This window comes from Nocardia neocaledoniensis (genome assembly GCF_003182135.1).
Lineage (GTDB): Bacteria > Actinomycetota > Actinomycetes > Mycobacteriales > Mycobacteriaceae > Nocardia > Nocardia neocaledoniensis.
In genome coordinates, this window is sequence record NZ_QGTL01000004.1 from 18,970 (window position 1) to 31,901 (window position 12,932).

The 12,932-nt window shown below is 69.6% G+C and carries 15 protein-coding genes; 3 read left to right on the forward strand and 12 right to left on the reverse strand.

Annotation, left to right across the window (positions count from 1 at the left end; genetic code table 11):
- Positions 1-3: 3 nt before the first annotated feature.
- Both DFR69_RS12015 and fbaA read right to left on the reverse strand, forming a co-directional pair.
- Entirely contained in the window at positions 4-1,122 is a 1,119-nt protein-coding gene (locus tag DFR69_RS12015) for a BTAD domain-containing putative transcriptional regulator (RefSeq protein ID WP_110037614.1), read from the reverse strand.
- A 39-nt stretch (positions 1,123-1,161) separates the two neighbouring features.
- Positions 1,162-2,199, reverse strand: coding sequence for a class II fructose-bisphosphate aldolase (gene fbaA / locus DFR69_RS12020; protein ID WP_110037615.1), 1,038 nt, complete (start codon positions 2,197-2,199; stop codon positions 1,162-1,164).
- Between the two features lie 177 nt (positions 2,200-2,376).
- Between fbaA and DFR69_RS12025 the strand changes: the two genes are divergently transcribed.
- Positions 2,377-3,066 carry a DedA family protein gene (locus DFR69_RS12025; protein WP_110037616.1) on the forward strand — a complete coding sequence of 230 codons (690 nt, stop codon included), beginning with the start codon at positions 2,377-2,379 and terminating at the stop codon, positions 3,064-3,066.
- 5 nt (positions 3,067-3,071) lie between these two features.
- A complete protein-coding gene (locus DFR69_RS12030) occupies positions 3,072-3,761 on the forward strand; it encodes a DedA family protein (protein ID WP_244198218.1) in 690 nt (229 codons plus the stop codon).
- A 3-nt stretch (positions 3,762-3,764) separates the two neighbouring features.
- On the opposite strand, the gene DFR69_RS12035 is transcribed toward DFR69_RS12030, so the two are convergent.
- The 3 genes from DFR69_RS12035 to DFR69_RS12045 all read right to left on the reverse strand — a co-directional run bounded on the left by DFR69_RS12035 (position 3,765) and on the right by DFR69_RS12045 (position 6,042).
- Entirely contained in the window at positions 3,765-4,853 is a 1,089-nt protein-coding gene (locus DFR69_RS12035) for a glycoside hydrolase family 76 protein (RefSeq protein WP_110038239.1), read from the reverse strand.
- Positions 4,854-5,021: 168 nt separating this feature from the next.
- Positions 5,022-5,705, reverse strand: coding sequence for a TrmH family RNA methyltransferase (locus tag DFR69_RS12040; RefSeq protein ID WP_110037617.1), 684 nt, complete (start codon positions 5,703-5,705; stop codon positions 5,022-5,024).
- Between the two features lie 25 nt (positions 5,706-5,730).
- Complete coding sequence (locus DFR69_RS12045; RefSeq protein ID WP_110037618.1) at positions 5,731-6,042, reverse strand: hypothetical protein; 312 nt, start codon at positions 6,040-6,042, stop codon at positions 5,731-5,733.
- A 53-nt stretch (positions 6,043-6,095) separates the two neighbouring features.
- On the opposite strand from DFR69_RS12045, the gene DFR69_RS12050 reads away from it, so the two are divergent.
- The gene (locus DFR69_RS12050; RefSeq protein ID WP_110038240.1) at positions 6,096-6,566 is read left to right on the forward strand and encodes a hypothetical protein; all 471 of its coding nucleotides are present in this window, start codon (positions 6,096-6,098) and stop codon (positions 6,564-6,566) included.
- 19 nt (positions 6,567-6,585) lie between these two features.
- Here the strand turns inward: DFR69_RS12050 and DFR69_RS12055 are convergent, their stop codons facing one another.
- The 7 genes from DFR69_RS12055 to DFR69_RS12085 all read right to left on the reverse strand — a co-directional run bounded on the left by DFR69_RS12055 (position 6,586) and on the right by DFR69_RS12085 (position 12,904).
- On the reverse strand, positions 6,586-7,524 hold the full coding sequence (locus DFR69_RS12055; RefSeq protein WP_110037619.1) for an alpha/beta fold hydrolase: 939 nt from the start codon (positions 7,522-7,524) through the stop codon (positions 6,586-6,588).
- A gap of 123 nt (positions 7,525-7,647) precedes the next feature.
- Positions 7,648-8,331 carry a lysoplasmalogenase family protein gene (locus DFR69_RS12060; RefSeq protein WP_110037620.1) on the reverse strand — a complete coding sequence of 228 codons (684 nt, stop codon included), beginning with the start codon at positions 8,329-8,331 and terminating at the stop codon, positions 7,648-7,650.
- A 1-nt stretch (position 8,332) separates the two neighbouring features.
- Entirely contained in the window at positions 8,333-9,391 is a 1,059-nt protein-coding gene (locus tag DFR69_RS12065) for a beta-ketoacyl-ACP synthase 3 (protein ID WP_110037621.1), read from the reverse strand.
- A gap of 68 nt (positions 9,392-9,459) precedes the next feature.
- Positions 9,460-10,023, reverse strand: coding sequence for an orotate phosphoribosyltransferase (pyrE, locus tag DFR69_RS12070; RefSeq protein ID WP_110037622.1), 564 nt, complete (start codon positions 10,021-10,023; stop codon positions 9,460-9,462).
- 77 nt (positions 10,024-10,100) lie between these two features.
- Complete coding sequence (locus tag DFR69_RS12075) at positions 10,101-10,907, reverse strand: SDR family NAD(P)-dependent oxidoreductase (protein ID WP_110037623.1); 807 nt, start codon at positions 10,905-10,907, stop codon at positions 10,101-10,103.
- Positions 10,908-10,967: 60 nt separating this feature from the next.
- On the reverse strand, positions 10,968-12,068 hold the full coding sequence (locus DFR69_RS12080) for a type III secretion system chaperone family protein (protein ID WP_244198219.1): 1,101 nt from the start codon (positions 12,066-12,068) through the stop codon (positions 10,968-10,970).
- 68 nt (positions 12,069-12,136) lie between these two features.
- A complete protein-coding gene (locus DFR69_RS12085; protein WP_110037625.1) occupies positions 12,137-12,904 on the reverse strand; it encodes a DUF5666 domain-containing protein in 768 nt (255 codons plus the stop codon).
- Positions 12,905-12,932: the final 28 nt, after the last annotated feature.

Genomic DNA, 12,932 nt, shown 5'->3' on the forward strand with positions numbered 1-12,932 from the left:
GGCCTAGCTGACCGCGATGAAGGTGAGCACGGTCGCCCCGATGCGGATCATGTCGCCGTCGGCGAGCAGTGCTCCGGTGTCGATGGGGAGTTCGTTCACGTACACGCCGTTGGCGGAATGCAGGTCCTTGATCAGCAGTCCGGCGCGGCTCGGCATGATGTGGGCGTGGTAGCGGCTGGCCTTCGGGTCGTCGAGCACCAGCTCGTTGTCGGTCATCCGGCCGATCCTGATGCCGCCGTGCGGAATCGGGATGGTGCGGCCGTCGGCGAAGCGCAGGTTGCCGTTGCGAATCGAGCGCGGCACCTCGGTGACGGTCTCGGTCATGGCCGCGGCGAGCTGCTCGGATCGCTTGGCCTCCACCACATTCAGCGGTTCCTGGCGCAGCACGCGCTGTTCCAGGTCGATCAGCGCCGCGCCGGGATCGATGCCCAGCTCCTCGGCGAGCACGGTGCGCACCCGGCGACAGGCCTCCAGCGCGTCGGCCTGCCTGCCGGACAGGTACAGCGCGGTGATCAGCTGACCCCACAGCGGCTCGCGCAGCGGGTGCTCGTTGGTCATCGAGACCAGCTCACCGATCACCGAAGAGGCGCGGCCACAGGCGATCTCGGCGTCGACGCGGGCCGAGACGGCCAGCAGCCGCTCTTCGTCCATCGCGGTGGCGAAGCCGTCGGCGAACTGCAGCCCGGCGAGGTCGGACAGCGCGCGGCCGGTCCATTCGCGCAGCGCGGCGCCGAAGAGGTTGGCCGCGCCGGGATGGTCACCGGCCTCGAGGCAGCGGGTTCCCGCCTCACGCGCGTTCTCGAACCGGCCGAGATCACAGGCGGTGTCGGGGATCTCGAGCCGATAGCCCGCGCCCTCGGTCCGCAGCACCTGCGCCGGATCGATGCCGGCGTTGCGCAGCGCCTTGCGGATGTTGGAGACGAACACCTGCAGGCTGGCGGCATAGGAATCCGGCGGATCCTCGTTCCACACCATTTCGGCGAGCACGGCGGAAGACACCGCGCGCCGTCGGTTGACGGTGAGCGCGGCGAGGAGGGCGCGCGGCTTGGGCCCGCCGACCGCCACCGGCTCACCGCCGACCAGCAGTCGAACGGGCCCGAGCACACGGACGTCAAGACTCATGAGCTCGGGCCCCGTTTGATTGTTCGCGAAACTGCCCGATCAGGAACCGCTGACGGATCGACCGGCCGACTTCAGGTCGTTGCACGCCTCGACGACGCGCGCGGCCATCGAGGCCTCGGCCTTCTTCAGGTAGCTGCGCGGGTCGTAGACCTTCTTGTTGCCGACCTCGCCGTCGATCTTCAGCACACCGTCGTAGTTGCTGAACATGTGGCCGGCGACCGGGCGGGTGAAGGCGTACTGGGTGTCGGTGTCGACGTTCATCTTCACCACACCGAACCGCAGCGAGTCCTCGATCTCGGACTTCAGCGAGCCCGAACCGCCGTGGAAGACGAAGTCGAACGGCTGCGCGTCGGCGGCCAGGCCCAGCTTGGCGGCCGCGACCCGCTGGCCCTCGGCCAGCACCTCGGGCTTGAGCACCACGTTGCCCGGCTTGTACACACCGTGCACGTTGCCGAAGGTGGCGGCGAGCAGGTACTTGCCGTTCTCGCCGGCGCCGAGCGCGTCGATGGTCTTCTCGAAGTCCTCGGGCGAGGTGTAGAGCTTGTCGTTGATCTCGGCCTCGACGCCGTCTTCCTCGCCGCCGACGACACCGATCTCGACCTCGAGGATGATGTTGGCGGCCTTGGCGAGCTTGAGCAGCTCCTTGCCGATCTCGAGGTTCTCGTCGATCGGGATGGCCGAGCCGTCCCACATGTGCGACTGGAACAGCGGGTTCTGGCCGTTGTTCACGCGCTCCTGGGAGATCGCGAGCAGCGGGCGCACGTAGGTGTCCAGCTTGTCCTTGGGGCAGTGGTCGGTGTGCAGAGCGATGGTGACGTCGTACTTGGCCGCCACCACGTGCGCGAACTCCGCCAGCGCCACCGCGCCGGTGACCATGTCCTTCACGCCGAGGCCGGAGCCGAACTCGGCGCCACCGGTCGAGAACTGGATGATGCCGTCGCTGCCCGCCTCCGCGAAGCCCTTGATCGCGGCGTTGATCGTCTCCGACGAGGTGCAGTTGATAGCCGGGAATGCGAACGAGTGCGCCTTGGCCCGGCCGAGCATCTCGGCGTAGACCTCCGGAGTCGCGATAGGCACAGCAGTGACCTCCGTGTGTGGGGAGCGAAAAAAGCAATTCTGTCAGGCCACACCCTAAGTTAGGAAGGGATGGCCTGGTTCACCGGCTTGTCCCAGCGCCGATCACTACACAACACTCGTGTCACAGATTCGCCCGGTACTGTGGGGGCCGTGACTTTGCTGGCGGTTTCCGATGTGATGACGCACAACCTCGCGTTGACCCAGTTGCTGGACCCGTTGTATCTACTCCAGGAAACCTGGCTGAAGAACGCGGTTCTCCCGGCCATCCTGGCGATCGTCTTCATCGAGACCGGCCTGCTGTTCCCGTTGCTGCCCGGTGACTCGCTGCTGTTCACCGGTGGCATGCTGGCCGCGCAGGGCAGCCCGAACATCTGGGTGCTCGTGCCGCTGGTCATCATCACCGCCTTCGCCGGCGACCAGTGCGCGTACTGGATCGGCCGCAAGATCGGGCCCGCGATCTTCCGCAAGGAGGACAGCCGCTTCTTCAAGAAGCAGTACATCGTGGAGACGCACGAGTTCTTCGAGAAGCACGGACCCAAGACGATCATCCTGGCCAGGTTCGTGCCGATCGTGCGTACGTTCATGCCGGTGCTGGCCGGTGTGTCGAAGATGAGCTACCGCAAGTACGTCGCGTTCGACATCGTCGGCGCCGTGCTCTGGGGTGGTGGCGTCACGATCATCGGCTACTTCCTCGGCAACGTGCCGTTCATCCGCGACCACGTGGAAGCGATCTTCCTGCTCATCGTGTTCGTCTCGATCCTGCCCGCGATCATCACCGTCGGGAAGAAGATGCTGGCCGGGCGCAAGGCGCCCACCGAGGCCGCGCCCGCCGCCGAGCTGGCCGCTTCGACGAACGAGACGCACTGATCCCTGTGACCGCGGTACCGTCGATTCACGCTCTGGGCAGCTTCGATCCGCTGATCTCGGCCGGGCCCGCCGTGGTCTGGACGGTGGTCCTGGTCTTCGTCTTCCTGGAGTGCGCGTTCATCATCGGGCTGTTCCTGCCCGGTGACTCCATGCTCATCACCGCGGGCATCGTGATGGCCTCGCACGCCAACGGCGAGGCCCACGTGTGGGCGCTGTCGCTGGGCACGATGCTCGCGGCCATCGCGGGCAACCAGGTCGGCTATGTCGTCGGCCAGCGCACCGGGCATCGCCTGGTCGCGCGCAAGAACGGCCGCTACATCAACACCAGGAATCTGGAGAAGGTCACCGCGCTGCTGGAGAAACACGGCTTCTTCGCCGTGCTGGTGGCGCGCTGGATTCCGTGGGTGCGCACGCTGTGCCCGATGGTGGCGGGCGCGGCGGGCATGGACCATCGCCGCTACACCATCGCCAGCACCATCGGCGCGATCATCTGGGCGCCGGTGCTGCTGCTGATCGGCTACTACGCGGGCGAATTCCTCGAGCAGGTGCCGTGGCTGATGCCCGCGGTGATCGGCATCATGATCGTCGGCCTGGTCATCGGGACGCTGCTCGGCCTGCGGCACTACCGCCAGGAGATGGCCAAGCCGGTCGAGGAGTTCGATCTCGACCGCGAGCACGCCGACCTGGACAGCTGACGCTCAAAGCCCGGCCGCGGTGACCTGATACGCCGCTTCCATCAGCATCCAGCCCGAGAGCTGCACCGACAGGTCGCGTTCGGGCACCGTCGACGCCGTCACCGAGCCGCCCGCCGTGAACCGGCCTGCACCCGCCGTGCCACCGGGTAGGCGGGCCGACTGGCTCCAGTCGTGCCCGAACAGCGGCTCCCCCTCGACATCGAGGCGGTTGGCCCAGGCGGCCGTGGCCGAGGCCTTGACGATGGCGGCCGCGATCCGCCGCGCGGCCTCCTCGTGCTTGCCCTCGCCGGGCAGCATGAGCGCGACCACCGCGAGGTAGCGGGCCAGGATGCCGTTGAACAGGCCACCGTCCCCACCGCCGCCGCCGGAGATGACCAGCCGCGTGGTCATGTGTTCCTCGACGGCGTTCAACAGCGCGCAGACCCGCTCGGCATGACGGTCGTCGTCGGTCTGCACGGCCAGTTCGGTCTCCAGGCCGAGGACCACGCCCTGGCAGTAGCTGAACACCGGGCGTTCGATCTCGCCGGAGGGCAGGTGGATGCCGTCGAGGATCAGGCCGGACTCGGGGTCGCGCAGGGTGGCGTCGAGCCAGTCGGCCATCTGCTGGGCGCGCTCGACCCGGCCGAGGCGCAGCAGCGCGATGCCCGCCGGGCCGTTGGCGGGCGCGTTGAAGAAATCGGAGCGGACGCGCCACGGGATGCCGCCGCCGGTCTCCGGGTCCCAGGCCCCGTAGAGCTGCTGTTCGAGCGCGGCCAGACCGCCGCGGGCCGAGGTGAGGTCCTGGGTGCGTTCTGCGCGTTCCAGCGCGATCGCCAGCCAGGCCATGTCGTCGTAGTAGCGGTTGGTCCAGCCGGTGATGTTGCGGACGCGGATGCCGCGCGCGATCGCCGCGATCCGGCGCCGCCGGGCGGGGGTGGGCACCCGGTTGGCGGCGTCGACCGCGATGTCGAGCAGGTGCGCCTGCCACCAGTAGTGCCACCCGACGAAGGTACGTTCACGACGCGTCGCGGGCCAGCCGACGACGCCCAATTCCGTTCCGGGGCAACCCCACAGCGTGCGCAGGTGCCGCGAGACGATCGCGGACTCGGCCATGTCGGCACGCTCGGACCACAGCGCCGGTGTCGGCACGGTTCCGGCGCGATCGGAGGGCTGCGGGCGCCGGCCGCTGCGCGAGGTCATAGCACCATGGTGCCAGTTTTCTCCCTGTTTTCGCGCCCATTCTGTTACCGAGTTGTGCTGTTGGCTTGTTGTAGCGAACCGCTACCAGGCTTTCGACAGGTCAGCGTGCTGACGGATCCAGGCATGCATCGCGATTCCGGCCGCGACTCCGGCGTTGATACTGCGCGTCGAACCGAATTGGGCGATCGAAACCGTCAGGGCGGCAGCTTCTTTCGCGTCCGCGCTGACGCCGGGACCCTCCTGGCCGAACAGCAGCAGGCACTCGCGCGGCAGCTCGGCCGTCTCCAGCGGGACCGCGCCGGGCACATTGTCGACGGCGACGACGGTCAGCCCCGCCTCGGCGGCGTAGGCGCGCAGCTCGGCGAGGTCGCTGTGGTGCATCAGGTGCTGGTAGCGGTCGGTGACCATGGCGCCGCGCCGGTTCCAGCGCCGCCGCCCGACGATGTGCACCGCCGCCGCGGCGAACGCATTGGCCGTGCGGACCACCGTGCCGATGTTGGCGTCGTGCCCGAAGTTCTCGATGGCCACGTGGAACGGGAAGCGGCGGGCGTCGATGTCGGCGACGATGGCCTCGCGCGTCCAGTAGCGGTAGGCGTCGACCACATTGCGGCGGTCGCCCTCGGCGAGCAGCACCGGGTCGTAGCGCGGGTCGGTGGGCGCCGGGGTGCCGTACTCCTGCTCCCACGGGCCGAGTCCGTGCGGGTGCTCGCCCCATTCGGTCGGACCCACGACCTCGGCTTCGGGCGCTGACACTGACTCGTTCACCCGGAGAATGCTAGGCCGCGGCGGGTCACGCCGAAGACTCGGCCGCCCCCACGATCAGGAACAGGATGAGCCCGCCGAGACCGAAGAGCACCATCACCGCCAGCAGGATCGTGCCGATGAGTCCGCAGATGTATCCGGCGTAGACGGCCGAGCGCCCACCGATCCGGCCCTGCGAGGCATCGATCTCGGCGAGCACCGTGCGGCCCTTCAGCCACGCGAACGGCGCGCACAGGCCACAGAAGGCGAGGCCGAGGATGCCGAGGATCAGCACGAGGTTCGCCTGCGGGTGGTCTCGCGGCGGGACGTATCCCGGATATCCCGGCGGCGGAGTGCTCATGGAGAAAGCGTAATCGACCTATTCTGGAGGCGTAGCAATCCTCGGTGGTCGGCATGGAACACACCCGTATTGTCCAAGCTCTGGCCTGCGTCGTCGCGCTGTATCTCGTCGCGCTGGCGGTGTGGCTCGGCTGGCTCGCGCCGCACGCGCCACCGGGGACGGCGCCGTATCAGGTGCTGATCATGGTCGGGCTGTTCGGCGCTGCGTCCGGCATCGCGATGGCGATCGCGTCGATGCCGACCAGGGCCGAGCGACGGCTGCGCCGCCACGGCCTGGAGGGCTGGGCGCGCATCGACGGCGTGCGTCCGCTCGCGCGTACCGACCATGCCAGCGAACTCACCGAACTCGACGTCGAACTGACGGTGCCGGGCGCCGACAGCTATCACGGCACGATCGTGGTCGAAGTGATGCCGGTGGACAAGCCGCGCATGGTGATCGGCGAGACCCTGCCCATCCGCGTCGACCCGGCCGATCGGGACCGGATCATGGTGCTGCCGCCGCCGCGGGATTCGGGCCGGCCCTAGGGCGGGTACGAGCTCCGGATCACCCGGGGGCGGCGTCGAGGTCGGGCAGGGCGACTATCGATCGGCCGCGGCGCAGGGTTCGCTGCCAGCGCTGGGCGTCGAAGACCGCGGGATCGGTCTGCTCGATGAAGCCGTGGAGCAGTTTCGCGAAGCGGTCCGGGTCGTGGTGGTGCGGAAAGTGCCCCGCGCCCTCGAAGATCTCGAGCATCGAGCCGGGGAAGGCGCGGTGCGCGCGTTCGGCGTGGACGGAAGGGATGACCGTGTCGCGCGTTCCGCCGATGATCAGCGTCGGGAGTTGCGCGGCGAGGTAGCCGCGGTCGAGCATGGTGATCGATTGCCCACGCCGGTCGGCGGCGGCGCGGATGGTGCGCAGGAAGGCATTGCGCGCACCCGTCTCGGAGAGTCCGCCGTAGAGCCGCAGCACATAGTCGGAATCGGGGCCGAGGCCGAGGCCACCGAGTTCGCGCACCACCGGAATCGCGGCGCGCACCGCCGTGCGCACCGGCCAGCTGGTGACCGCCATCAGTCCCGGACCGGCACCCGGCAGCGTGGCCAGCCGGAACGCCGGGTGCACGCCCGCGCCCATGCCCGCCGGGCAGACCAGCGCGACCCGCTGCACCCGCTCGGGGAACTGGTAGACGAACTGCATCGCGATGCCGCCGCCGAGCGAATGCCCGACCAGGGTCGCCCGCTCGACCCCGAGCACGCTGAGCAGATCCCGCATCCCGTTCGCGTAGGCGGCGATGGCGTAGTCGGCGCGCGGCTTGGCCGATTCGCCGTGGCCGAGCAGGTCGGGGGCGATGACGGTGTAGTGCTCGGCGAGCGCGTCGAACACCGGCGCCCAGGTCGCCGAGCTGTCGGAGATGCCGTGGATGAGCAGCAGCGGCGGCCCCGACCCGGCCATCCGGAACGCACGGCGATACCCGTGCACCTCGATGAACTGCACCTGCCCGGTCATCTTCGAAGCGTGCGCGGCCGGTGTTGCGTGCGAAGGTCGCGCAAGTAAGACCTGCGTGACCGGGGCAGAAGTCGTACCTGCCGACCACATGGCGTGGAGCGTTCGCGGCCCGCCGCGTTCCGGTCAGAGCGCCTTCGTCGGCGGTTCCGTCAGGAGGTACTGTGCCGCGGCGTAGGTCGCCAGGATGACGCCCTCGCTGACGCGGCGGGTCCGCTCGTCGCGCGCGAAGAGCCTGCGCAGCACGATCAGCCCGTCCGAGACCGTGAACAGCAGCGCGCCCACGCCGTAGCGACTGCGCGGGTCGCTGTTCGGGATGGTCAGTCCCGCGACATTTTTCGCCTCCGGGGCCAGGCCGGGGTCGGAGGCCAACGCGGCCGCGGTGCCGAGGGTGGCACCGTAGGCGGTCAGCGGAACCGCGAGGACCGGGGCCTTCGCGCGCAGCAGACCGGCCGCGCCCGCCCAGGCCAGCAGGCGCGGCGCGGCGATCGCGGCGCGCGGCCGGGCGCCGCGCCGCCACCACAGCACCGAGTAGCCGGTCTGCATCACGGCGAACGAGGACGCGCCCGCGATCAGGCGCCGGTCGTCGTCGGGATCGATCAGCAGCACGTCACCGACGGTGGCGGCGGCAAGCGAGCCGAGCAGGATCCGGCGCTCCACCGGATCGAGTTCGTCGCGAGCGACGGTGTCGGCCGCGAGCAGCGGCATCAACAGCGGCTTGGTCAGCCATTGCAGCCGTTCGCGGCCGGTGACGGCACCGAAGACGGTGACCGCCGCCGCCGCGAGATACCCGGCGCGCAGCGGTCGCACGTCAGAAGCTCGCTTCCTTCGGGGCGGGCGGCAGGACGACGACCTGGCCCGCGTAGCTGAGTCCGGCGCCGAAGCCGAGCAGCAACGCCACCTGACCGCCCTTCGCCTTGCCGGTGACCAGCATCTCCTCCATCGCCAGCGGGATCGAGGCGGCCGAGGTGTTGCCGGTGTTCTCGATGTCGTTGGCCATCGGGATGCCCTCGGCCAGGCCGAGGTTCTTCTTCATCAGCTCGTTGATCCGCGCGTTGGCCTGGTGCGGAATGAAGACCTCGATGTCCTCCTTGGCGACACCGGAGGCATCCAGCGCCGCGGACAGCGCGCGCGGCAGGGTCACCGCGGCCCAGCGGAAGACCTTCGGGCCCTCCATCCGCAGCGACATCCGGCCGATGGCCTCGACCGCCGGGTCGGTGCCCTGCATGGCCTGCGCCTTGTTCATGTAGGCGAGGAAGTCGACGTCCTGGGCGATGGCCTCGGCGTTCTCACCATCGCTGCCCCACACCGTCGGCGAGATGCCGTTCTCCTCGGCCGGGCCGACGACGACGGCGCCCGCGCCGTCACCGAAGATCATCGCGGTTCCGCGGTCGGTGGGGTCGAGGCCGACGGTCATCGTCTCTGCGCCGATCACCAGCACGTAGTCGGCCGAGCCCGCGCGGATCAGGTCCGCCGCGACACCCAAGCCGTAGCCGAAGCCGCCGCAGCCCGAGGTCAGGTCGAAGGCGGCGACGCCGTTGAGCCCCAGGTCGGAGGCCACCGACGGCGCGCCGTGCGGGGTGAGCTTGAGCCAGCTCGAAGTGCACAGGATGACCGCGCCGATCTGGTCGCGTTCGATCGGCGTGTTGTTCAGCGCGCGCTCGCCCGCGGCCGCGGCGATCGAGCGGATCGTCTCGTCGCCGCTGATCCAGCGCCGGTTGTTGATCCCGGTGCGCTCGTGGATCCACTCCGGTGTCGAATCGAGCAATTCGCACACCTCGGCATTGCTGACGATGCGCTGCGGTCGGTACGCACCGATCCCGAGCATCGCAACGTTGTCACGACTCTTGTTTACAGCAATGCTCACCACAGGTGACTCACACGTCCTTCAGACTTTCCGGACGACCACATCGTCATCCGGGTTCGGCGTTGTCCAGGCTAACCCAGGGCAAGATCGCCGAGTCCGAGGATGGACCGATACTCCAGTCCCTCGGCGGCGATCACCTGGTCAGCGCCAGTTTCCCGGTCGACGACGGTGGCCACGCCCACCACGATCGCGCCCGCGTCGCGCAGCGCGCGCACCGCGGTGAGCGGCGAATTCCCGGTGGTGGTGGTGTCCTCGACGACCAGCACGCGCTTGCCGACGATGTCAGGGCCCTCGATCTGGCGCTGCATGCCGTGCGCCTTGGCGGCCTTGCGGACGACGAACGCGTCGATCGGGCGGCCCGGCGCGTGCATCACGGCCATCGCGACCGGATCGGCGCCCATGGTGAGTCCGCCGACCGCGGCGAAATCCCAGTCCGCGACCAGCTCACGCAGCAGCGAACCGATCAGCGGGGCGGCCTGGTGGTGCAGAGTCGCGCGGCGCAGATCGACGTAGTAGTCGGCTTCCTTGCCCGAGGACAGCGTCACCTTGCCGTGCACGACCGCGAGCTCGCGCACGAGCGCGGCCAACCGGTCGCGATCTGCCTCCGTGAGCGCCTGACGTGCCTGGTCGATCATCGTTTGCGTGTCCTTTCGGTCATGGGCAGCCCTGGGCGATAACGCTACGCGTCGCGTCCGGGCCCGATGCTCGTGCCCTAGGTCCTTCCGCGCGCGTTGAAGAGTCCGCGATTCAGGCGCGTCACCAGGCCGCGCGGGACGAAACCCGCCACCGTGGTGAGCACCTTGTACTGCACACCGGGCACACTGATCACCCGGCCTGATTCCAGATCTCGCAAGCAGCCGTCGACGACCTGGTCGACGTCGAGCCACAGCCGCTCCGGCAGCGAACTCATCGCGATGCCCGCGCGCTCGTGGAACTCGGTCCGCACGAACCCGGGGCACAGCGCCTGGACCCGGACCCCGGTGCCCGCCAGCCCATTCGCCAACCCCTCGGAAAAGGATACGACGTAGGCCTTGGAGGCCGAGTAGGTCGACCCCCGTCCGGGGATCAAGCCGGCCACGCTCGCCACATTGACGATCGAGCCGGTGGCGGCCGCGATCATCGCGGGCACCGCGGCCCTGGTGAGCTGCAGTACCGAGGTGACGTTCACATCCAGCTGGGCCTGCAGTTCGGCGGGTTCGAGCGTCCAGAACTCCCCCGAGTGCGCGAATCCCGCGTTGTTGACCAGGAATTCGAGCCCGGCGGCGGCGCGCTCGGCGACCCGGGCGCGGTCGTCGTCATCGGCGAGGTCGGCGACGAGCACCTCCGAGGAGGTCGCGTAGCGCCTGCCGAGTTCGTCGGCCAGTGCCCGCAACCGCTCCTCGTTCCGCGCGACGAGCACGAGGTCGTAGCCGAGGGCGGCGAGGCGGTGGGCGAAACCGAGCCCGATCCCGGAGGTCGGTCCGGTGATCATGGCCACGGGGCGGTGCGTGCCGGGCAGGCGCGCGGGACTATCGGTCATCGCTGGTCGATTCCGGTCGAGCGGGTGGAGCCGCCGCGGCGCCGATCGCCGCGGCCCTGGTCACTTGGGCACCGGCCCCTGGTACGGGCGGAACCCCGGGTGGAACGGCCCGCCGGGCTGCTCGGCGTCCTCGCCCTCCGCCTGCGGCGGTTCCACGCGCGGGCGCGGTTCGGGGACGACCGCCAGCGACGGGCGCTTGGCCGGCTCGCCGAGCGGGCGACGACCGGGAGCGGGCTGGTCCTCGAAATCGGGATCGTCCAGGTCGGGGTCGTAGTCGTCGCCGGTGTAGGCCTGCGGACGGCCCGGTGCGCGGCGGCCGTAGTCGTCGGGCTCGGGGGCGGGCTGCTCGGCGATCGGGGCGCGGAACGCGTCGTCGCCCGCGGGGGTGCCGTAGTGGTCGTCGAGATCGTCGGGACCGGGGAAGCGAGCGCGGCCCGGCTCCTCGTAGTCGTCGAAATCGTCGTCGAGCTCGGCGCGGCCGCTGCCGAACGAGTCGGAGGCCGCCAGCGTTTCGTCGGCGTTGCTGCGCGGACGGGTGAACTCACTCGGCTCGGCCACCGGCGGCAGCACGTGCAGCAACCCGGACAGCCGCAGCACCGCGTCGATCGCGGTCTCCCAGTCCTTGGATCCGCTGCCGACGGGCAGCATGCCGAGGGTCCAGTTGCCCTCGCTCCACAGCATCTGCACGGTGTCCGACAGCGACTCGATGAAGCCGACCATCCGCTGATCGACCGCGTGCCTGGCGATCTCGGGATCGGTCGCGAACACGACCCGGTCACCGATCGCGCCGAGCAGTTCCAGATCGTGGTCCTTCGGCGGCGAGGCGGTCTTGAGCCGCATGTCGACGTCGATCTCGGACCCGATCTGGCGGCGCACCGCGACCAGCGTCGCCGCGTCCTCCAGGTCGAACAGGACGAACTTCTCGCCCTTGCGGATGCCGGAGACCACGTCGACCGCGGAGAGATAACCGAGCTTGGCCAGCGCGCCACGACGCCACGTCGAGGCGAGCGCCGGCTCGACCGAGACGTAGGTATAGCCCTGGGATTTCGCCCAGACCTGGCGCGCGTGCCCGGTCCGCTGTCGCTGGACCCGATCGAAATAGAGCAGTACGACCGCACCCACGAGTGCGATCGCCGCCAACCCGAACCACATAGCCGTCATCGTCGCCTAGCCTATCCAGCCGTCGCCGTGATCGCCCGGCAGTGCCGGGCTTTCGACGCGCGGGTCGCTCATCGGGGGCCGCCTGGCAACGCCGTACTGATGATGATCTTGGCGTGGATCGACCCGTCTGGGTTCTTGTCGCCCTGCACCATAACCATGTCGCCGACGGGCAGCTCGCTCGCCTTCGTGCTGGTCAGCGAGATCACCTGGGTGGCATCGTCGATCAGCACCCGCACGGTCGACCCGCCGAGGGTGCTCATGGTGATCTCGGTGCCGGTGTTGGCGGTGATGCTGCCCATGGTCGCGCCGAGGTCCTCGTCGCCGCCGCCGAGGCCGGGCAGACCGGGCAGACCGCTCGCGCTCGGCGGCACGATCGGCGCGGTCCGCGAGGTGGTCGGCGGTGCGAGCAACTCGGAGGTTGGGGCCGCCGCGGAGTTGTCCTCGTCGGACTTGCCGCCGCTGAAGACCAGCCCGGCGAGCACGCCGCCGACCGCGACCAGCGCGAGGACGCCGAGGCCGAGCGCGATCCACAATCCGGTGTTCCGCTTGGGCGGTTCGCCCTGGTCACCGTCCTGCGGTGGATAGCCGGGCGGGGGCGCACCGTACCCCGGCGGTGGTTGCTGCGGTGGGGGCTGCTGCGCCGCGGGATAGCCACTTTCGTAGGCGCCCCACTGCTCGTCGTGCGGCGGCAACGCCATGGTCGGATTCGACGGTTGCCCCCACTCGTCGAACCCACCGCCGCCGTACGGCTTGGTCGAGTCCGTGCCCGGCGAACCCAGCCGTTCGGTCGGCGAATCCTCCGGGCGTTGCCCCCACGGATCGTTCGGGTTCGTCATGAGTCCCAGCGTAGGTCAGCGCGGTGCG

What these genes read in the sequence shown, in the direction of transcription:
- DFR69_RS12015 (WP_110037614.1), bottom strand. Translation starts at nt 1,122, where the DNA reads ATGAGTCTTGACGTCCGTGTGCTCGGGCCCGTTCGACTGCTGGTCGGC.
- DFR69_RS12025 (WP_110037616.1), top strand. Translation starts at nt 2,377, where the DNA reads ATGACGCACAACCTCGCGTTGACCCAGTTGCTGGACCCGTTGTATCTA.
- DFR69_RS12035 (WP_110038239.1), bottom strand. Translation starts at nt 4,853, where the DNA reads ATGGCCGAGTCCGCGATCGTCTCGCGGCACCTGCGCACGCTGTGGGGT.
- DFR69_RS12045 (WP_110037618.1), bottom strand. Translation starts at nt 6,042, where the DNA reads ATGAGCACTCCGCCGCCGGGATATCCGGGATACGTCCCGCCGCGAGAC.
- DFR69_RS12050 (WP_110038240.1), top strand. Translation starts at nt 6,096, where the DNA reads ATGGAACACACCCGTATTGTCCAAGCTCTGGCCTGCGTCGTCGCGCTG.
- DFR69_RS12055 (WP_110037619.1), bottom strand. Translation starts at nt 7,524, where the DNA reads ATGACCGGGCAGGTGCAGTTCATCGAGGTGCACGGGTATCGCCGTGCG.
- pyrE (WP_110037622.1), bottom strand. Translation starts at nt 10,023, where the DNA reads ATGATCGACCAGGCACGTCAGGCGCTCACGGAGGCAGATCGCGACCGG.
- DFR69_RS12075 (WP_110037623.1), bottom strand. Translation starts at nt 10,907, where the DNA reads ATGACCGATAGTCCCGCGCGCCTGCCCGGCACGCACCGCCCCGTGGCC.
- DFR69_RS12080 (WP_244198219.1), bottom strand. Translation starts at nt 12,068, where the DNA reads ATGACGGCTATGTGGTTCGGGTTGGCGGCGATCGCACTCGTGGGTGCG.
- DFR69_RS12085 (WP_110037625.1), bottom strand. Translation starts at nt 12,904, where the DNA reads ATGACGAACCCGAACGATCCGTGGGGGCAACGCCCGGAGGATTCGCCG.